The sequence below is a fragment of the Streptomyces sp. TLI_185 genome (assembly GCF_003814765.1).
GTDB lineage: Bacteria > Actinomycetota > Actinomycetes > Streptomycetales > Streptomycetaceae > Streptomyces.
Map to the genome: position 1 here is coordinate 4,097,590 of NZ_RKRB01000001.1, position 17,193 is coordinate 4,114,782.

A 17,193-nucleotide genomic window follows, 5' to 3' on the forward strand; every position below is an offset into this window, starting at 1 on the left:
GCCCTCACACCGGCTCACCGATCTCAGCCTCGAAGTGAGTCTGCGCCCGGTCGAGTACATCATCGGGGTCATGCCCGTGTGCATGCAGCCAGTGCAGTACGTCGGCCATGACCCCGATGGCGGCCTCCTCTGCCGCCGCCACGCCGAGCACGCTGCTCCCGTGGGACATGGCTCTCCCATGGGGCAGTTGCCACGATCCGTACAGGTCGAGAATCGCCCCGGCCCGTGAGACACGAGGGCCGTTCGTCGAACCACAGGCGACGGAAGTGTCCGTAGCGAGCTCACACCACACCACCTTCGAGTTCCCTCGGAGGAACACGCCCCAGCGGTGATCCGTCAGGGTGTCGACGAGCGCTACTCCTCGTCCCGACTCCAGCGCATTACTGGCAGAGAGCAGGGTGGGCAATGCCCGCGTATCGGGATCCTCAACTTCCAAGCGCAGATACGGCTCGTTGAGCGCCATACGGAGCGTGGTGGGCACTCCCTCCCCGACGTGCTGGATGACGTTGGTTACCAGCTCTGATACGCAGATCTGTGCCGCGTCTACATGATCGGAGAACCCCCACAGGATGAGGCGGAGCTTCAAGGTCCTCCGTAATTCAGAGAGTTCACCTGGCTGGGCAACGAACGTGTGCACCCAGGACTCTCGCCCGACGCCACGGCCTACGTAGATCATCTTCGACCACCTTTCCCGCGCTTTGTAGCGCACGGTGCTCCAACCAATGACTCTCAGTAACAGAGTTGCAGCGCTTGTCCCGTCGTGCAACGTGCACGACGGGATTCCCCCTATAGGGTGATTGGCCTTTCGCGCCCCTTCCGATGGGATGGAACTTCCGCTACCTCGCGAGGAGTTGCCATGGCTGGATCGCCTACCGCTCGCCGTCGCCGTCTTGCAATCGAGCTCAAGCGACTACGCGAAGAGAGCCGGCTGACCTGCAGCCAGGTAGGCAAGGAGCTGGACTGGAGCAGCTCCAAGGTCAACCGCATGGAGACGGGACAAGGGCGCGTCCAACCTTCGGATGTCGACGCCCTGTGCCGCTTCTACGGGACTGCCGACGAACTGCGTGATCTCCTGAAGTCGCTGGCCAAGGAGTCCAAGACGAAGGGGTGGTGGCACGGGCACAGCGATGCGATCCCTGCCTGGTTCTCTGTGTACGTCGGCCTCGAACAGGCCGTTTCCGAGCTGCACACCTATCAAGCCGAGTTCATCCCCGGCCTACTACAGACGGACGAGTACGCATCCGAGCTGAGCCGCGCATGGGTCGATCACACCCCCGAGGACATTGAGCGCATGGTCGACGTCCGGATGCGGCGACAAGAGCTCCTCACCAGCGAGACCGCCCCTGATCTATGGGCAGTCGTCCACGAGAGTGCGCTGTTGCACACGGTCGGCAGCCGCCAGGTCATGACCCGCCAGCTCGAACGTATGCTGGAAATCCAGAAGTTGAGGAACGTGACCGTCCAGGTCCTGCCGTTCGACGCGGGCGCCTATCCCACCACGGGGTCGTTCACGATCCTCGGCTTTCCAGAGCAGGAGGACCCAGACGTGGTCTACCGAGAGGGACTGACCGACTCGGTCTACCTCGAAGAACCCAAGGACGTGACCCTCTACACGAAGGCGTTCGACCACCTCAGGGCCTTGGCTCTCAGCCCGCAACGATCAGTCTGGCTGATCACGAAACTCTTGGAGGAGCACTCCCGATGATGCCGTCGTCGAGCACCCCATGGCGCAGGAGCAGCTATAGCAACGGCATGGGGGGTGAGTGCCTGGAGATGGCCGCGCTCGCCGGGGTCATTGCAGTGCGCGACTCGAAGATCATCTCGGGGCCGCACCTCACGCTCAGTGCGGCCACCTGGAAGAACTTCATAGGCACAATTGCCCAGACAGCAGGTCGAATTAACTAACAGTCTGCATAGGATCGCGAATTATTTCACCGGCCCTCTGGAGGAAGGTGGCATAGGCCTCGGTCATGCCACTTCTCGCCTCTTCATAGTTCGACCAGTCGCGGCTCTGGCCTGCGGAAGTTGCTCGCCCCCCTTGAAGCATGGAACTGACCGCTGTAACTGACTTCCGCGTCAAGGCGTATGCCAGCGCCCTTGCCTCATCCGGTCCCCATAACGCCAATAGGCTTGTCTTGTCTTGCATTTCCAGCGCGGCCCGACGCAATTCATCTCTAGTTGCGACATCAAGTGGGGCTCCATCCCTGACCTCAGGTGTGATGCGTGCGAGCACTTCATCAAGGGCCGTGTAGGCCGCAAGGAGAGAGGCGAAGGACTGGTACCGCTGGCTACGCACCCATTGCCAGTGCTCTGCTGCCGCTTCCCCGTGAACCTGTGCGAGCGCAGCCTCAACAGCCTTGCGCCCACCGACCTTTGCTCCCCGCTCGGCATACCTCCCCGCGATCACAGCCCCGATGGCTGCTGCTATGAGACCGATGCCAGCTGCTAAGACCGTCGCCGTCGCGTCACCCATGGCACCATCCTCACCTGGGCCGTACGCCATCACAACGCCATCACGAGCAACGTGCGTCAGATCTGCCACTCTGTGCCCAGTGAAACGACTAGCCTCGGATCATGACGACCCACACGTCCGGGTTTCGCCCCGGCCAGATCCTCACGCGCGCAGAAATACATCCCGTACTTGGCGGGGCCGGCTTCGCCGGAATCTGCCCAGCAGTCGAGAAGAGGAACGTCCTCATCTTCTCCGACAGCAAGGTCGGCGAGCGCTTCGGGTACCGCGATGGGTGGCTGGCCGAGGATGACGACATCGGCCCCATATTCACCTATACCGGAGTCGGAAAGCGCGGAGATCAAGCGTTAGAGGGCGGCAACAAGTCGATCCTGGAGCACATCGACAAGGGTCGCACCCTGCACCTATTCATCGCCGTGGGCAAGGTCCGCGGAAGCGATACCCGGACACATAGATACATAGGGGAATTCAAGGTCGATGAGCGCAAGCCGTTCGAAATACGGGAAGCAAAGGATGAATTAGGCGCAGATCGCAACGTAATCGTCTTCCGCTTACGCCCCACCGGCCTGTACATCCGGCGGGATGAGGACACCCTCCCCCGCGCCACTCATCCCCGCTCCCGGTTCAACCGCACCGCGGCCAAGCTCACCCGCACCTACCGACGTCAGAAACGTCAGCGGGGCCAGTTGTCCGACGTTGACCACGTGGCTGCTGCTCGCGATGACCTGGCGGACACCTTCGAAGAGAGCTCTATAGCTGCAGGGGAAACGATCGGCCAGCTAGAGGTGTCCATGCGCGACGCAACGTCTCAACTCATGCTCGAGCTCTACAACCCAACGAGTAACACGGTCTACGAACCGACAGGGAGTGCAGCCAGCGAGTCGATAGCCGATGCCATGGCTCAACTCCTCCTAGCACGCCACCACTTGCGAAGCATCGCTCACAGCCAGCCACTCCACCTGATGGTCCTCACGCCCGAGCTCCCCCGCGAGGACCTCCGTAACCTGCTGGCCGAACACGGGATTGGCGTGGTGTATCGCAACGGGAGCGGCGGCTTCTCTGAGTTCGAGGCAAGCACCACAACCTCAGGCGGCACCCCTCGAGCTTTCCGGTGCTTGGATTGCCCCGTGCCCGCCTAGTGTCTCATGGCCCTTCCATTCGCGTCACGAATGCGTGATCCTTCCGGACAGTTTCCGCGCATGTGCGTATGCCTCGCCGGCCACTCCAACCTTCTCATATTCGGAGTCAAGCCAAGTGAGATACTTTACGATTTCTGCGTTACGGAGGACTTGGCTAGCTTCAAATCTAATGAGTGGTAGCTCTTCTTCGTCGATCACACCTGCCTCCGCATAGTAGCCGACAATGTCGTACACGAAGAGCAAATGATCGATCACGGGTTCCTCGTCGCTCATAGGGAACGTGCGAGGGTCAAATACCCATTGCCCGTAGTCTAGGCGATAAAACATCTCGCGTAGACTTTTATCGTCCAGATACCACTTTACGACGTCAAACAAGAATCTGGCCCTGTTTGTGCGGGAGGTCTCAGACAGTTGCTTGCGCACGTTTTCGATGTTGACCCTGGCCACCCTGAGCTGGCGATATGCAAAGCTGGCTGTGGTGATCGCTAGCACCAGTGCCACGATTGCGACAATGTCAGATGTTCTAATTTCGCTATTCCAAGTCCACGTCAAACCGAGATTCATGGCTGCATCTTCTCGTGACGGCGCCTGAAGTGGGAAGGGCGCCTGTATGAAGTCGAACCCTCGGGCAGGGTGTTCCCCGACAGCCGCAACGGCATCGCCAAGCTCGACCGGAACGAGTACGCCGCCCTCCAGCAGATCTCCAAGGCCAACGGCGACATCAGTGCAGCACCCCAGGTGACTCGCGACCCGCGCTTCACAAACAACCCAGGGATCGTGCAGAAGGCCCTGGACATCTACAACGGGACCTATCGACCATGACGTACAACCTCCTCACCGTGGAGCCTCTGGGCCTCAACGCCGTCACTGCGGTACTCGCGCAGTGCCTGCATGTGCGCGAGCAGGATGTGGATGTCGCCGACGAGGACACCGACCAGCAGCTGCGTAACTGGGACGCGCTGGTGCTCTGCGAGAAGAAGACAGTGCTCGGCGACGTGTCCACGTCTCTGGACATCTATGTCCAAGACTCCGTGCAACCACAGCCCGACGAACGCGAGTTGGCGTCCGCCTTCGCCCAGGCGGCAGGTGCCGTGGTGCTCTTTCCCGCCGAGTCGGTGCCAGTGAGCGCGTACTGGCTGACTACGGAAGACGGGCGGATCACACGGGCACGCCTGTACGACTCTGACGACGAAGAACCTGTCTACACGATCGACACGGTCGAAGCACCCGTTGGTCGACTTCCGCATGTCACCGTCGCCCGTGTCCCCGAAGTGGTCCGCGAACTGAAGATCGCCACCCCGGTCAAGGATGTTTTCGCCGCGCAGCTGCACCGCACGTACCCGGAGGAGACCAGCACAGCAGGAACACCATTCTGGGAGGCAAGGAGTTGCCAGGGCGCCTGGGAGAAACTCGTCCCGCTGGAGGTGCCGCCGCAAGTCGCCGAGCTTGTCCCGGATGCGCTCGCTTTGAACTCGTCCTGCCGAGGCGACGGCTTCGCCCGCTCGATCAGCAGCGTGCTCGACGTCTCCGTCGCCGAGGAGAGCCTGAGCGTGTTGGGCTGTGTAGTAGACCCGATTGCGCTCAAAACGCGGTTCAAGCATCTGGAGCGCAGAAGCCGTGAGGTGTTCGGCTCGCCGGTGCTGTCCGAGGGCCCGATGCGCTGCCCCTGCCAGACCCGTCAGTTCTGCAGGGGTGAGGAAGGACAGCCATGCAACGGGCTGGCCTTGGGTTCGCTCGTAAGCCGTCTCGGCGCGAGCAAGGGAACGCTGAGCACGCGTGCGGTCTCCGGTTCGCGCATGGCCGACCGCCTGACGGCAGTGGAGCAGGGACATCAACCACGGATCGGTCCTCGCCTGACGCGTTTCGACCGCCGCACGGCCGATCCGTAAGGCCTCCCTGTCGCGGTTGAGGAGGCGAGCCTGCATCGCAAGGTTGGACCAGACTCGGGCTTGCATTCCGTCCCCCGAGAATGCCGGCCGCCGCCAGGGTCGACGTACGCGGTGCTACATCAAGCCCGGCGCCAGACCTTGACGTCGGCACTCGTAGACTGCGCGGTCATGACACAACGATGGCCCTTCATTCACCACGTCACCTTCATCGCCTCGGACCTCGAGGCGAGCACCCGCTTCTACACTGCCGCGCTCAAGCCTCTCGGTGTTGTCGGGGAAGCGGCTGACGGCGGAGCGGAGTTCTGGGAAGAGGAGCTGGACACTCCATCCTTCGGTCTGTACCCCGCGGGCGACGCCACGGTGACCCGGGGCGCACACATCGCGTTCACCGCACGCGACCGAGCCTCGGTTGACGCCTTCTATGAGGCCGCCCTGACCGCTGGTGGCACGTCCCGGTACGAACCCCGGCTTTGGCCTGAGTACCGCGCCTATTGCGCGTTCGTGGACGACCCGGACGGCAACAACATCGAAGCCGTGTACAAGGAGCAGGCGTAGGTCGGTTGGGCGTGGCCCTCACTCAAGGCACCGGAGTTACAGCCTTACAGAACTTCCAGCGGAACCAAGCGCAGCGCAGGCGTGTGGTACATGCCTCGGTATTTGCGTCCGCAGGACGAATGCCCGTTCCAGGGGTGACTACAGCGCCGCATCCGATGCGAATGCAGCGATGGGGAACAGGCCCGTTGGATCCTCACCCAGGCGAGCCGCGCCCGGATGGTCAGCGCTTACACCGACCTGCGGGGCGCCACGTGGACGGCGTACATTCATCGCCGTTTTGTACTCACCGCTCTCTTTGCGAATCACGATGTCCTGATCACGGGCAGGATTACGTTGTCCGATCTCTGCGCAGGGGCTGCGGCCGACCGTGGAGGAAGGGCACGGTGACCGCCGTACCATCGCCCCTTCCGCCGAGTCCCGCGAGTCTCCGTCCCACGAGTCTCCTCACTTAGACGGGAGGTATGGCAGGCGGTAACGGCAACGACCAAGCCTCTCTGAACCGTCGAAGTGTGGACCGGGCCAGCGTGTCGGCCGTGCCGATCTCGCGATGGGCTCGCGCGAGGGCCGAGAAGGAACCGGAGAAAGCGGGGGCCGAGGCCCTGGTGATCCGGTCTCGGTCGAGGTCCGTCGTGAAGAACCTCAGCACCGTGTCCAGGTGGTAGGCGCGGTTGGCCAGCGTCGCGCCCATGCGGGCGCGGTCGCCGGTCGTCCCGGCCTGCTCGTGGATCACGCGACCCAGTCCGCCGAGTCCGCCGTGTTCGGCGATCACGTCCGCGCGAAAGAACTGTGCGAGCTCCGTCGGCTCCGCGGGGCCGCCGGCGGCGTTGGCTACGCGGTCCAGTTCGCGGTTCACCAGGCTGACGGCAACGTCGGCAAGGGTGTGGGCCTGCTGCGGCGAGACGTAGGTGACGTAGGAGACGGCGGCGCGCGCCATCCGCAGGAGGTCGCGCGGCATGCCGCCCGACATGCAGTAGAAGAGCGCGGTGAAGGGGACGGGCAGCCCCACCACCCGACGGCTCCACCGGTTTTCCGGCGCTTCGGGCAACCGTCGTCGCTGGACCAGGCCACTGGCGAACGGGCACGAAGTGGTAGAGCGAACCCACGACGCCACTCGCAGCATGACATTGAGGGGTGGCCGTGCCTCTTCTGATCGAACGGCAACGCCCCGGCTCCGAGTAGCCGGGGCGTGCGCTCCGTTCAGCCTGCATCAAGCAGGGCTTCCGTAGGCTTCGCGATCAAGGCCCACTCCTCGACGGAGAGGGAGAGGCGAGGCTCTAGAACATCGTGTTGTCGTTCGCCGAGGTGGCCGGCACGTCCTGGATCACATCCCAGTGCTCCACGATCTTCCCGCAGCGCACCCGGAACAGATCCACGATCGCCTGACCCCGCTCCCCCGGCGCCGGAATGTAGTGGCTGTGGACGGCCACGAGGTCACCCTCGGCGATGACCCGCTTGGGCTCCACCTCCAGCTGGGGGAACGCCTTGAAGTAGGCCCCCAGCCCGGCCTTCACGCCGTCCACCCCGTTCGGGATGTTCGTGCTGTGCTGCTGGTACTCGGGCCCCCAGTACCGGTCGATCGCAGAGACGTCCTTGTCGACGAGGAGCTGGTCGAAGGCCTTCACGACCAGCTTCTTGTTGTACTCGGTGAGGAAGTGCTGTGTCGGCTGCTGCGTCCGCGGCCAGCTCACCGTCGAGAACATGTCGTTGCCGTTGGCCGTCTTCTCCGGCACCTGCTGGCCGGTGTCCCAGTGCTCGGCGATCTTCCCGTCCTGGAAGCGGAAGATGTCGAAGACCGCGGAGCCCCGGCTGCCGGGCGTCAGCACCACGTGGGAGTGCACGAGCACGAGGTCGCCCTCGGAGATGACCCGCTCGACCTCGTACCTGGCCTCGGGGAACTGCTTGTGCACGGCCGTGCCGAGGTTCTTCAGCACCTCCGCGCCGTCCGCCGCCCCCGGGTTGTGCTGGATGTAGTCGGACCGTACGTACCGGTCGACGACGCTGACGTCTCCCTTCTCGAAGACGCCCTTCAACACCCGTACGGCGACCGCCTTCTGGTAGGCGAGGCGGGCGGAGTCGCCGTGGTCGAAGGAACCGGCGCGACCGGCGGAGGCGGTGTGCGGTGCCGCGACTGCCGGTACGGCGGCCGCGCCGAGCAGGGCGGCCGATGCGACTACGGCGACAAGCGCCCTGCGGACAGGCGTGGTGGTGGGCATGGGGGCTCCCGTGAGGCTGAATATTGAAACTTCAAGCTAAAACTTTCCACAGGAAAGCACTAACTTCCAGTTAGTGTCAAGGGAGTGGTTGCCCAGGGGCTGTGGGCAAGGGCCCGGCTTCAAGTAGCCGGGACTGGTGCTCCGTTCAGCCTGCTTCACGCCAGACGATCAAATGCTGGAGCCAGGGAATCAACGCGCCATCGGCTCAAGAGTCCAGTCCAGCGTCATTGCTGACTTGCTCGTGGTGGAGGCCGTGAACATGGTGCCGCCGGGATCGGTCTGCAACTCCAAAGAGCCGCCGCACTGTACGTCTGAGGCCTGCCCCTCGGATGGCTGGAGACGAAACAGCCCCTCACCCTGGCACGTCAAGACGAGCTTCCCGGCCACTCCCGGCGTGCTGTCGGCACCGAAGTGGACGGGGGTACCGGCGACAAGGCGCAGCCCTGTCCCGGAGGCGGTCACAAGCGGAGCCGATGCCGTATGGGTCGGCTTGGCCGTCGTGCGCGGGTGAGCACCAGCGGTGGCTTGGTCTGCCGGGTGACCGGTGCATCCCGCCAAAGCGATACCCGCAGCCAGGGCGGCCCAAGCGGCAGACGCACGCTTCATGAACTACTCGCCCCGGCCGCCCGAGCGCGGTGGGCGTGCCGGAGGCCGAGGAGTTCGGCGACGGCCTCCATCCAGCGGGCGGTCTCCTCGTCGCCGTCGATCCCGTTGGCGGCGGTGGCCGCGGACTCCAGCCATGCGCGCACCATGGACACCGCCTCCTCGCCCGGCACCGGTTCGGGCAGTTCGGCCGCGTACCGGACGCCCCCGCTGCGTACCACCTTGGCGAGGAAGGCCACCGCCCGCGGCTGGATGCCGAGCCGGTCCAGCAGGACGGCGGCGCCCACCGCGCCGTCGCCGAAGAGGGCGGTGCGGTGCGGTCCGGCGAAGGAGAGGCCGTAGCGCAGCATCGCCGGGATGTCCGACTGCGCGAGTTCGTCGTCGGTCCGGCCGGGGGGCGGGGTCTGCGGCGCGGAGGTCATGGCTTCCTCACGGTGACGGTGTACGTGTGGATGGTGGCTCGGTACTTCTTCTGAGGGGTGGGGCTGCCGCTGGGGACCGGAGACGGGGTGACGGGACCGCCGGCATCGCCGCCGCCGGCGCAGGCACCGACCGGGCACTGGATGAGCCGGATCTTCGTGGTGCCCGGCCCGACGGCCTTGAAGTCGAAGGAATCCGTGCCGCTCCCGCTGCCGACGGCGTCGTCGTCGGCCTTGATCTCCTCCTGCTTGCCCGTCCTGCGGACGACGTCGGGGTCGGGCTTCGGCGATGTCAGGTACCACCACTCCCCCATCGCGGTGTCGACCGGAACGGACAGCCTGAACTCCTTCCCCGCATCGACCTGGATGTTCTTGTCACCCAGTTCGTAGGTGTCCGGCCCGGTCCTGCCGCAGCCCGCGAGCACGGTCATCAGCAGGGCGGGAAGGGCGAGTCGGCGCAGGGCGCTGGTCATGACGCTCACTTGTCGGTCGGCTGGCGGTCGGTCATCGGTCGGCGGGCAGGTGGACGGCGTATGCGTCGGGCATGCGGGAGTCGGAGGCCTTGTCCATGTGGCCGTTGACGAAGTCGTCCTCGCTGACCCAGGTCGTCTGGCCCCACGGGTTGTAGATCTCCAGCATGTCGCCCTCCTGGCCGATCACCATCATCTGGTGTCCGACCCGGCTGCCGTCCTTCTCGTGCCCCTCCACCTCGAAGGGGACGGGCTTGCCCTCGGCGACGGACTTCTCGATGTCCGGCAGTACGTCACGGCGCTCGTCCGCGCCGCGGACCTGCTGGTACTCGTACTTGCTGCCGGTGTGCGGGCTGATCTCGTCGTTGGCGATCTCGTTCTGCCCGTCGCTGTCCATTCCGTCCGGAACGTCGGACCACCAGTGCAGGTAGTCGCCGTCGCCTTCCTCATGCAGGCGCAGCTGTTCGTCGTGGAGACGGTGGCGGAAGGCGTCGGGGTCGTTCTCCTGACCGGACGGTCCGCCGGTCAACTCCAGTGCGTAGAGGGGATCGACCATGGCGCGGGCGGTCACGGTGCTCGACGGCACACAGGTGTTGCCCTCCTGGGACCACTTCTCGTCGCCGAACCACTGGTAGTCGGTGTTCCGGTTCGACCCGTCCGGGTTGAGCCCCTCGTCCGCCTTGCTGTCGCCGGCCGTGACGATCGGGCTGAGGTGCTGCTGAAGCCAGTACGGGTCCTTGCCGTGGATCTTGTCGCGGAACTGGCCGACCTGGTCCACGTCATAGCCCGCGGCCAGCGCCTTGACCAGGTACGCCCGCTCCTGCGGCGTCTTGGCGTCCGCGAGCATCTGCTCGAAGCGGGCCTGGTCCTGCGGGTTCATCTTCTCCATGAAGCGGCCGGAGCGTTCGAGGTCGCCCGCTGTGAGGAGTTCGTTCTGCTCCTGCGGGCCGCCGAACACGCCGACGTCGGCGAGGACGAGGCGGTCGGCGGCGGAGATGTTGTCGGTGTGCATGTGCCCGGCACGGGCCTCGGCCGCGTACTTGTTGAGCTCCCGCGCCGCCGTCCGCGCCGCGTCGTCCGCCTCCTGCGCGGCGGCGTAGAGCAGGTTGGCCCCCGTTCCCGCGACGTCCTGGGCCCGCTTGCGGTCGGCTTCCTCGTCGTCCGTCTCGACCATGTCGTCGAAGAAGCCGTCGTCGCCGCCCAGCATCGTGCGGGCCTTGCGCAGCTGCTCGCGGCCGTCGCCGTCCTTGGACTGGGCGGAGGTGAGCGCGTCACAGAGGTCGTAGAGGGTCTTGGACGCCTTACGGAACGCCTCGGCCATCTGCTCGGCGGAACGGCCGGCTGCTGCCACCACCTCGGCCGCCTTGGCGCCGGTGCTGCCCACCCACACCGACGGAAGCCCTGACGCGGCGACCTTCTCGACCCGGTGCTGTACGTCCGCGGCATTGTCGGCCTGGCTCTTGTAGCGCTGGGCGATGGCGTCCAGGGTGCTCGGGGAACCGACTGGCGACGAGACACCGAGGAGGTTGCCGATGGCCTCAAGGACCTCGTTCTTGCTGTCCGCCGTCGCGAGGTCTCCCGTGTAACGGTCGATCTTTTCCTTGCGGTCGGTGGTGGATTCGCCTGCGTCAGCCATGTGGTGAGAGCCCCGCTGTCCTTGCTCAGGTGTCAGGTGCCAGGTGGAAGCACACACGTCGGCCGGGTGCGCGCGGCCGCCGGGTGTGTCGGTCTGTGTGGTGTGTGCCGGTCCGTCAGTCGAAGTCGGCGAGGCTCGGCGGACGCGCGCCCGGGGCAGGCTGGGTGCCGATGGGCGGCCCGCCGAGGGCGGCGGGGCGCGTGCCCGGGGTGAGGCCCGTGGTCGTCCCCGGGTGGGCAGCGGCGGGTGCGGGCATGGTCGTCAGGCCGTCGTCGGCGCCGGTGGACTGCAGCGCGAGGATGGTGTCGTGGTCGGCGTTCACGTAGTTCTGCTTGGAGATGCCGACCTTGTCCGCGAGTTCGTGCAGCGCGGCTTCCAGCGTCTTCGCCTCGGCCTGCCAGGCGGCGGCGAAGTTGTCGTACGCGGGGCCGGAGTCGGAGCCGCCGAGGGCGTCCGGTGAGTAACACATGTGGTCTTCCACGGCCTTGCGGATGGCGCCGACGTCGTCGCCTGCCCGGTCGAGCGTTCCGGCCTCGCCGTCCATGCCGCTCGCTTGGATCCTGTAGCCGTCCGAGCCCGCACCGGACATGCTCACCGCCCCCTGGTCTGAACGGCCGAACACCCCCGTGGCGATCCAGGCCTTCTGACCAGAGACGATACCGGATCTCGTGTCATGAGCACGTGGCCCTCCGTGCGGGCCGAGTAGCGTGCGTGCAGGGCGGTTCCGCTTCCCGTCCGACGGTGAGTTGCACCAGGTCGAGGTAGAGGCTGCGGGCACGGGCGTACGGATCGGGGTTCAGCTCGGCCCGCGTCGCCGACGCGGAGGAGCCGCCTACGCATCAATCTCATTGCCGCGCCGAGCCTTTCCGTGCTTGTCGTCGCGGTTGATGAGAAGCAGGGCGGAGCAGACGACAGCGCAGGCCAGGCCTGCGTACAGCAGGGGTGCGACCCAGAACCACACCATGTCGGTGCTGTGGCCGCTGGCCCAGTGGCAGTTGATGGACGGAGGGAAGCTGTCCACGCTCACCGATGTGAGGCGGTAGTCCCGTCCGGCATCCATGTACACGCCGTCGCCGGTTCTGTCCGCGCATACGTCGAACGGGTTCGTGAAGGCGAGCCCGTAGACGGTTCCGGCCCCGTAGGCGGCGATCGTTGCCGCTGTCCCGATCACAGCCCAGCGGGCCGACCGCGAGGGCTTCCTCCTGGTGACCCACAACGAGTACGGGAATGACCCGACGGCGAAGAGGAGGACCGTGATCGGGAGCGGGCCGAAGATTGTGAGGAGTAACACCATGCACCCTGACGTTACTTCGAGCGCAGGCGAGCGCAGGAAGCTCGTCAGGCCGACGGCGCCCCCGTAAGGACCTCCACCCGGCCCGTGTCCAGGGAGTAGTAGGCGCTGACCACGGCCAGGTCGCCCTTCTTCACCATGGAGGCCAGATCCTTGTTGGACCGCAGGTCGGGGGCGGTCTGCTTGACGTGGATGCGGATCATGGCGTCCACCGGGTCGGCGGTCTTCGCCTTGACGGTCGCACGCTGCACGCGGGCGAGACCGTGACCCAGGTCTACCGGCTCACCGTCGTCAACCCGCAGGCCAAGGGCACGGTGGCCCCGAGGGTCGCGCTCTTCGACTGAGCCAGTACGGGTCCCAGTACTGAGCCCCGTACGGGGCCTCGTGCCGATATTTTGGGCGAATGGACCGAAACGCCCTCGTCCAATTCGCCCGCGCCCGCCGACTGGCCGTCCTGGCCACCACTGCGGCCGACGGCCGTCCGCAGGCCGCGGTGGTCGGGATCGCGGCGACCGACACGGGCGATCTCGTCTTCGATACGACGCGGGGCTCCCGTAAGTTCGCCAACCTCTGCAGGCAGCCGCGCGTGGCCCTGGTCATCGGGTTCGACTGGGGAGACGAGCAGACCGTCCAACTCGAGGGCGTGGCAGCCGAGATCACGCAGGACGACCCGGACGTGGCCGCGTACTACGAGCAGTTTCCGAGCGGGCGGGAGCGGGCGGCGTGGCCGGACATCGTCTACGTCCGGGTCCGGCCGGACTGGGGGCGCCACAGCGACTACCGCCCGGGCAGCTCCGGGGTGCAGGAGATCCCGCTGTCCTGAACGGTTTCCTCAGGCGTGCCGCCCCCATTGCCCCCGGTGAATGACGTCGTCCGCGCTGCGTCGGCGTTCCGCGATGCGGTTGCTCTGCGGAGGCAGTTCGTCGGCTCGGTAACCGACCGTGATCCCGCCGATGGGGGCGTACTCCTCGGGCACCCCGAACTCCTCCCGGAACGGCTGCAGATGCTCCGGCATGATGCCGAAGAAGCAGGCGCCGAGCCCTTCGTCGACCGCGGTCAGCAGCATGAGGAGGGCCGCCATGCCGGTGTCGATGTGCCAGTACGGTGCGGGCCAGCGAGCCTCGGCGCGGTCCTCCCAGCCCTTGTCGGGTTCGGCATAGCGCTCCAGGTACGCGGCCTTGTGGGCCAGGGGTACGACGACCAGCGGAGCGTCCTGCATGGTGGGTGTGTTCTCGACGCGGGTCGGCACGAACGGCCAGAAGCGGGCGCGGTCGGCGGGGGCGGTCAGGGCGAGGAATGCCCAGCCTTGCGAGAAGCCGGCCGAGGGCGCCCGGAGCGCGGAGGCGAGGATGCGCTCGATCACCTCCGGCGCCAGGGGCTCGTCGGAGTAGTGCCGGATCATACGACGACGACGGACCACCTCGGAGAATTCCATGGTGGCGGATCCTGCCACGAACTACCGGGCGACCAGGGGCTGTTGATCTGCCCTTTTCGCAGCCGGGTCCGAATCCTGAGCTGAGCGCGGCGCGGCCCTGGGACCCACACCCGGGGTCCGTACCCGATCGTCACCCAGCGGAAGTCAGCCGGACCCCGTTAGCCGCGGTGTCGAACACCGGCCGGTACTCGCCCCATTGGGCATTCGGAGCGGAGAGGTAGATCACGTACTGCGTGCCGTCGGCGCCGGCGAAGGCCAGTTCCGCCGCGCGGAACTTGCGGGCTCTGCCGTCGAAGGTGAACTCCCAGTACCCGGCGGGCAGTCCGCGGAACGTGGTCTTGGTCATCCGCACGCGTTCGTAGCCGGGGTTGTCCCGACGGGTCTGGTCCTCTTCCGTCTCGCTCCAGTGCTGCACGGGGTCGGCGCCCGCGAACCGGACGACGTTGACCCTCAGGCCCACCAGGCCGGACTGGTCTATGTAGCCGACCTCGCCGCCGGGCAGCGTCTTACGGGTCCAGCCGTCCCGCACGGGTACGGAGATGCCGGTGTCCGCCTTCACCAGGTGGTAGCCGGTGGGCACGGCGGGGACTGTGGGGCTCGTACTCGGAGACGGAGACGCGGTCGAGGCAGTCGCCCGGGAGGCGTGGCCGCCCTGGGCATCCGCGCCGCCCTTGAACCACCACAGTGCGCCGCCCGCCACAAAGGCGGCGAGCGCCACCGCCGAGACCGTCAGCAGCGCCGTACGACGGCGGTTGCCGGCTCCCTTTCGAGAGGGAGTCTCGACGGTGCTGAGAGGTTCCGGGCGCGTGGGTGGATCGAGGGGAGCGGTTCGGGTGACCGTCACGTCGCCGAGGCGGCGTTCGACCTCGTGTACGTCCATGCGCTGTTCCGGCTCCTTGAGGAGCAGGCCCTCGATCACCGGGGCCAGGTCACCGGCGTTGCGCAGGGGCTCGTACGCATCGGTTGCAATGGCGTACGCAGTTTCGATGGGGGTGGCGCGCTGGAACGGGTGGCGGCCCTCGACCACCTGGTAGAGCGTTGCGCCCAGGGCCCACAGGTCGCTGGCGGGTCCGGGACCGGTGCTCGAGGCCCTGAGGCGCTCGGGCGCCAGGTAGCGGATGGAGCCGATCAGTTCGCCGGACTTGGTGAGCGAGGACGTGCCCGACTCCATGGCGATCCCGAAGTCGGTGAGGACGATCCGGCCGTCGTCGGCGAGCAGGACGTTGGCGGGTTTGACGTCCCGGTGCAGGACTCCGGCGTTGTGGGCGGCGCGCAGTGCGGCGGCCATGGCGCGGCCGATCCGGGCGGCCTCATGGGGCGGCAGCGCGCCCCGGCGCTTCAGGACGTCGCTCAGGGTGGCCGAAGGGATGTACTCCATGACGATGCACGGCAGGCCCTCGTCGTCGACGACGTCATGCACCACGATCACATTGGGGTGGGTGATACGGGCGGCGCTGCGGGCCTCGCGCCGGGTGCGCTCGTGGAGGGTACGGACCTCGTCGTCGTGCAGGTGCGGCGGGATGTGCAGTTTCTTCACGGCGACATGGCGGCCGAGCAGCTTGTCCTCGGCACGCCACACGGTGCCCATGCCGCCGCTGCCCACCCGCTCGACCAGCAGATACCGGCCGGCGACGAGCCGCCCAAGATCGGACACCGTGTCTCCTTCTGAATCCCCTTCCGACCTCTCCTTCTGTGCTTCCCATTCGCGAACGAGAGAGAACGAGGGAGATCGAAGAGGCACGATAGCTCATTCGGCAACTCATTCGACTGAACGGGTCGCAGCGCCGCTCGGTCAGGGGTTCCCGGCCGTTCCGTTCAGGCGTTGCAGCAGTTCCAGCAGCGTCGCCCGGTCCGGCTCGGGCAGCGGTGCGAAGGCCTCGGCCAGCACCTCGTCGGCCACCTTGTGTCCGGCCTTCAGGATCCGTTCGCCTGCCGGTGTGAGGTGGTGTTCGATGCGGCGGCCGTGTCCCGGGCGGCGCTCGACCAGGTCCTGTGCGGTCAGACGGCCCACCAGGGCGCCGAAGGCCTGCTCGGTCTGGAAGGTGGCCGCGGCCAGTTCGCGTGCCGATGCGCCGGGCGTGCGGGCGATCGCGCGGAGCGCGTCCCACTGGGCGAGGGTGGTGCCGACCGTGGTCAAGGCGCTGTCCAGTGCGCGGTGTTGGCGGTACTGGGCTTGTTTGACCGCCCGGCCGAGGAGTTGCAGTTGCAGGTCAGCGTGCATGGAGGGAGTCTAGCCGAAAACTAAGCTAGCTTATATAAGCATCTTTAGTTAAGCTCTCGGGCATGACTTCAGATCACAGCTCCGGCCGTCCCGTCCTTGTCCTCCACGGCGGCGGAGGCCCCGCCACCGTCGCCGGGATCGCCCAGCACCTGTCCGGTGCCGCTCGCGTCCTGGCCCCCGTACATCCCGGCTGGGACGGCACTCCCCGCCCCGACTGGTGCACCGGGGTCGACGACCTCGCCCTCTCCTACCTCCAGCTCCTCCAGGACCACGACCTGCACGACGTCCTGGTCGTCGGGTCCTCCCTCGGGGGGTGGATCGCGGCCGAGATGGCCGTACGGGACGCCGGGCAGCGCATCGGCGGGCTGGTGCTGATCGACGCGGTCGGTGTGTACGTCGAGTCCGAGCCGATCGCGGACTACTTCGCCCTCGATCCCCGTGCGGCGGCGGAGCTCTCCTGGCACGACCCGGACCGCTACTACATCGACCCTGCCGCGCTGCCCGCTGATCAACTCGCCGTCCGCCAGGCCAACATGGCCACCATGCGCACGCTCGCGGGCGAGCCGTACATGCACGATCCGAAGCTGCTGCGGCGGCTGGGGCGTGTGCAGACGCCTGCGCTGTTGGTATGGGGCGAGAGCGACCGGATCGTGACGCCCGCCTATGGGGCCGCGTACGCCGCCGCCTTCGGGAACGGGCGGCTCGAGGTCGTCCCCAAGGCCGGGCATCTGCCGCAGATCGAGCAGCCGGAGGCCACGTTTGCCCTTGTCGACGAGCATGTCCTGCGGACGACTCGGTAGACGGCCCGAGTCAGAAGTCATCTCGTGCGGTGAGTCTGCGACAGCATATGAG

At 66.4% G+C, this 17,193-nt stretch carries 22 protein-coding genes; 8 read left to right on the plus strand and 14 right to left on the minus strand.

The genetic code is table 11. The features are described 5' to 3' along the window. Window positions 1–4: 4 nt before the first annotated feature. Window positions 5–676 carry an ATP-binding protein gene (locus tag EDD92_RS18675; protein WP_123965394.1) on the minus strand — a complete coding sequence of 224 codons (672 nt, stop codon included), beginning with the start codon at window positions 674–676 and terminating at the stop codon, window positions 5–7. A 180-nt stretch (window positions 677–856) separates the two neighbouring features. Here EDD92_RS18675 and EDD92_RS18680 point away from each other — a divergent pair, with 180 nt between their 5' ends. Together EDD92_RS18680 and EDD92_RS18685 are read left to right on the plus strand one after the other, a co-directional pair. Then, on the plus strand, window positions 857–1,705 hold the full coding sequence (locus EDD92_RS18680; protein ID WP_123965395.1) for a helix-turn-helix transcriptional regulator: 849 nt from the start codon (window positions 857–859) through the stop codon (window positions 1,703–1,705). After that, on the plus strand, window positions 1,705–1,905 hold the full coding sequence (locus EDD92_RS18685; protein WP_260327314.1) for a DUF397 domain-containing protein: 201 nt from the start codon (window positions 1,705–1,707) through the stop codon (window positions 1,903–1,905). The genes EDD92_RS18680 and EDD92_RS18685 overlap by 1 nt, the downstream gene beginning before the upstream one ends. Here the strand turns inward: EDD92_RS18685 and EDD92_RS18690 are convergent. Then, the gene (locus EDD92_RS18690; protein WP_123965397.1) at window positions 1,898–2,473 is read right to left on the minus strand and encodes a hypothetical protein; all 576 of its coding nucleotides are present in this window, start codon (window positions 2,471–2,473) and stop codon (window positions 1,898–1,900) included. The genes EDD92_RS18685 and EDD92_RS18690 overlap by 8 nt on opposite strands. Window positions 2,474–2,574: 101 nt before the next feature. Between EDD92_RS18690 and EDD92_RS18695 the strand changes: the two genes are divergently transcribed. After that, entirely contained in the window at window positions 2,575–3,609 is a 1,035-nt protein-coding gene (locus EDD92_RS18695; RefSeq protein WP_123965398.1) for a hypothetical protein, read from the plus strand. A 24-nt stretch (window positions 3,610–3,633) separates the two neighbouring features. Here EDD92_RS18695 and EDD92_RS18700 read toward each other — a convergent pair whose 3' ends face one another. Continuing rightward, a complete protein-coding gene (locus EDD92_RS18700; RefSeq protein ID WP_123965399.1) occupies window positions 3,634–4,173 on the minus strand; it encodes a hypothetical protein in 540 nt (179 codons plus the stop codon). A 69-nt stretch (window positions 4,174–4,242) separates the two neighbouring features. Between EDD92_RS18700 and EDD92_RS18705 the strand changes: the two genes are divergently transcribed. The 3 genes from EDD92_RS18705 to EDD92_RS18715 all read left to right on the plus strand — a co-directional run bounded on the left by EDD92_RS18705 (window position 4,243) and on the right by EDD92_RS18715 (window position 6,053). After that, window positions 4,243–4,431 (plus strand): hypothetical protein, encoded by a 189-nt coding sequence (locus tag EDD92_RS18705; protein WP_123965400.1) that lies wholly within the window; start codon window positions 4,243–4,245, stop codon window positions 4,429–4,431. Then, entirely contained in the window at window positions 4,428–5,498 is a 1,071-nt protein-coding gene (locus tag EDD92_RS49880; protein WP_185124057.1) for a hypothetical protein, read from the plus strand. Before EDD92_RS18705 ends, EDD92_RS49880 begins: the two co-directional genes overlap by 4 nt. Before the next feature lie 168 nt (window positions 5,499–5,666). Next, on the plus strand, window positions 5,667–6,053 hold the full coding sequence (locus tag EDD92_RS18715) for a VOC family protein (RefSeq protein WP_123965401.1): 387 nt from the start codon (window positions 5,667–5,669) through the stop codon (window positions 6,051–6,053). A 448-nt stretch (window positions 6,054–6,501) separates the two neighbouring features. Here EDD92_RS18715 and EDD92_RS18725 read toward each other — a convergent pair whose 3' ends face one another. The 8 genes from EDD92_RS18725 to EDD92_RS18760 all read right to left on the minus strand — a co-directional run bounded on the left by EDD92_RS18725 (window position 6,502) and on the right by EDD92_RS18760 (window position 12,936). After that, window positions 6,502–7,062: a hypothetical protein gene (locus EDD92_RS18725; RefSeq protein ID WP_123965402.1), complete on the minus strand. Its 561-nt coding sequence runs from the start codon at window positions 7,060–7,062 to the stop codon at window positions 6,502–6,504. A gap of 265 nt (window positions 7,063–7,327) precedes the next feature. After that, window positions 7,328–8,266 (minus strand): nuclear transport factor 2 family protein, encoded by a 939-nt coding sequence (locus tag EDD92_RS18730; protein WP_123965403.1) that lies wholly within the window; start codon window positions 8,264–8,266, stop codon window positions 7,328–7,330. 602 nt (window positions 8,267–8,868) lie between these two features. Then, window positions 8,869–9,291, minus strand: coding sequence for a hypothetical protein (locus tag EDD92_RS18735; RefSeq protein WP_123965404.1), 423 nt, complete (start codon window positions 9,289–9,291; stop codon window positions 8,869–8,871). Beyond that, window positions 9,288–9,761: a protease inhibitor I42 family protein gene (locus EDD92_RS18740; RefSeq protein ID WP_123965405.1), complete on the minus strand. Its 474-nt coding sequence runs from the start codon at window positions 9,759–9,761 to the stop codon at window positions 9,288–9,290. Before EDD92_RS18740 ends, EDD92_RS18735 begins: the two co-directional genes overlap by 4 nt. A gap of 31 nt (window positions 9,762–9,792) precedes the next feature. Next, window positions 9,793–11,394, minus strand: a complete 1,602-nt coding sequence (locus EDD92_RS18745; RefSeq protein WP_123965406.1) for a peptidoglycan-binding protein — start codon at window positions 11,392–11,394, stop codon at window positions 9,793–9,795. Window positions 11,395–11,509: 115 nt separating this feature from the next. Further along, the gene (locus EDD92_RS18750) at window positions 11,510–11,983 is read right to left on the minus strand and encodes a hypothetical protein (RefSeq protein ID WP_123965407.1); all 474 of its coding nucleotides are present in this window, start codon (window positions 11,981–11,983) and stop codon (window positions 11,510–11,512) included. 243 nt (window positions 11,984–12,226) lie between these two features. Then, window positions 12,227–12,688 (minus strand): hypothetical protein, encoded by a 462-nt coding sequence (locus EDD92_RS18755; protein ID WP_123965408.1) that lies wholly within the window; start codon window positions 12,686–12,688, stop codon window positions 12,227–12,229. Between the two features lie 44 nt (window positions 12,689–12,732). Further along, window positions 12,733–12,936, minus strand: a complete 204-nt coding sequence (locus tag EDD92_RS18760) for a hypothetical protein (RefSeq protein WP_260326592.1) — start codon at window positions 12,934–12,936, stop codon at window positions 12,733–12,735. A 152-nt stretch (window positions 12,937–13,088) separates the two neighbouring features. Between EDD92_RS18760 and EDD92_RS18770 the strand changes: the two genes are divergently transcribed. Beyond that, complete coding sequence (locus tag EDD92_RS18770; RefSeq protein ID WP_123965409.1) at window positions 13,089–13,508, plus strand: pyridoxamine 5'-phosphate oxidase family protein; 420 nt, start codon at window positions 13,089–13,091, stop codon at window positions 13,506–13,508. Window positions 13,509–13,517: 9 nt separating this feature from the next. Here EDD92_RS18770 and EDD92_RS18775 read toward each other — a convergent pair whose 3' ends face one another. From EDD92_RS18775 to EDD92_RS18785, 3 genes are all read right to left on the minus strand, one after another. Then, window positions 13,518–14,120: a nitroreductase family protein gene (locus tag EDD92_RS18775; RefSeq protein ID WP_123965410.1), complete on the minus strand. Its 603-nt coding sequence runs from the start codon at window positions 14,118–14,120 to the stop codon at window positions 13,518–13,520. Window positions 14,121–14,250: 130 nt separating this feature from the next. Further along, window positions 14,251–15,774: a serine/threonine-protein kinase gene (locus EDD92_RS18780; protein WP_123965411.1), complete on the minus strand. Its 1,524-nt coding sequence runs from the start codon at window positions 15,772–15,774 to the stop codon at window positions 14,251–14,253. Between the two features lie 138 nt (window positions 15,775–15,912). Next, window positions 15,913–16,341, minus strand: a complete 429-nt coding sequence (locus EDD92_RS18785) for a MarR family winged helix-turn-helix transcriptional regulator (RefSeq protein WP_123965412.1) — start codon at window positions 16,339–16,341, stop codon at window positions 15,913–15,915. Window positions 16,342–16,403: 62 nt separating this feature from the next. On the opposite strand from EDD92_RS18785, the gene EDD92_RS18790 reads away from it, so the two are divergent. After that, entirely contained in the window at window positions 16,404–17,141 is a 738-nt protein-coding gene (locus tag EDD92_RS18790) for an alpha/beta fold hydrolase (RefSeq protein WP_123965413.1), read from the plus strand. Window positions 17,142–17,193: the final 52 nt, after the last annotated feature.

What these genes read in the sequence shown, in the direction of transcription:
- EDD92_RS18740 (WP_123965405.1), bottom strand. Translation starts at nt 9,761, where the DNA reads ATGACCAGCGCCCTGCGCCGACTCGCCCTTCCCGCCCTGCTGATGACC.
- EDD92_RS49880 (WP_185124057.1), top strand. Translation starts at nt 4,428, where the DNA reads ATGACGTACAACCTCCTCACCGTGGAGCCTCTGGGCCTCAACGCCGTC.
- EDD92_RS18700 (WP_123965399.1), bottom strand. Translation starts at nt 4,173, where the DNA reads ATGAATCTCGGTTTGACGTGGACTTGGAATAGCGAAATTAGAACATCT.
- EDD92_RS18755 (WP_123965408.1), bottom strand. Translation starts at nt 12,688, where the DNA reads ATGGTGTTACTCCTCACAATCTTCGGCCCGCTCCCGATCACGGTCCTC.
- EDD92_RS18775 (WP_123965410.1), bottom strand. Translation starts at nt 14,120, where the DNA reads ATGGAATTCTCCGAGGTGGTCCGTCGTCGTCGTATGATCCGGCACTAC.
- EDD92_RS18675 (WP_123965394.1), bottom strand. Translation starts at nt 676, where the DNA reads ATGATCTACGTAGGCCGTGGCGTCGGGCGAGAGTCCTGGGTGCACACG.
- EDD92_RS18730 (WP_123965403.1), bottom strand. Translation starts at nt 8,266, where the DNA reads ATGCCCACCACCACGCCTGTCCGCAGGGCGCTTGTCGCCGTAGTCGCA.
- EDD92_RS18735 (WP_123965404.1), bottom strand. Translation starts at nt 9,291, where the DNA reads ATGACCTCCGCGCCGCAGACCCCGCCCCCCGGCCGGACCGACGACGAA.
- EDD92_RS18770 (WP_123965409.1), top strand. Translation starts at nt 13,089, where the DNA reads ATGGACCGAAACGCCCTCGTCCAATTCGCCCGCGCCCGCCGACTGGCC.
- EDD92_RS18690 (WP_123965397.1), bottom strand. Translation starts at nt 2,473, where the DNA reads ATGGGTGACGCGACGGCGACGGTCTTAGCAGCTGGCATCGGTCTCATA.
- EDD92_RS18680 (WP_123965395.1), top strand. Translation starts at nt 857, where the DNA reads ATGGCTGGATCGCCTACCGCTCGCCGTCGCCGTCTTGCAATCGAGCTC.
- EDD92_RS18750 (WP_123965407.1), bottom strand. Translation starts at nt 11,983, where the DNA reads ATGTCCGGTGCGGGCTCGGACGGCTACAGGATCCAAGCGAGCGGCATG.
- EDD92_RS18790 (WP_123965413.1), top strand. Translation starts at nt 16,404, where the DNA reads ATGACTTCAGATCACAGCTCCGGCCGTCCCGTCCTTGTCCTCCACGGC.
- EDD92_RS18715 (WP_123965401.1), top strand. Translation starts at nt 5,667, where the DNA reads ATGACACAACGATGGCCCTTCATTCACCACGTCACCTTCATCGCCTCG.
- EDD92_RS18745 (WP_123965406.1), bottom strand. Translation starts at nt 11,394, where the DNA reads ATGGCTGACGCAGGCGAATCCACCACCGACCGCAAGGAAAAGATCGAC.
- EDD92_RS18785 (WP_123965412.1), bottom strand. Translation starts at nt 16,341, where the DNA reads ATGCACGCTGACCTGCAACTGCAACTCCTCGGCCGGGCGGTCAAACAA.
- EDD92_RS18685 (WP_260327314.1), top strand. Translation starts at nt 1,705, where the DNA reads ATGCCGTCGTCGAGCACCCCATGGCGCAGGAGCAGCTATAGCAACGGC.
- EDD92_RS18695 (WP_123965398.1), top strand. Translation starts at nt 2,575, where the DNA reads ATGACGACCCACACGTCCGGGTTTCGCCCCGGCCAGATCCTCACGCGC.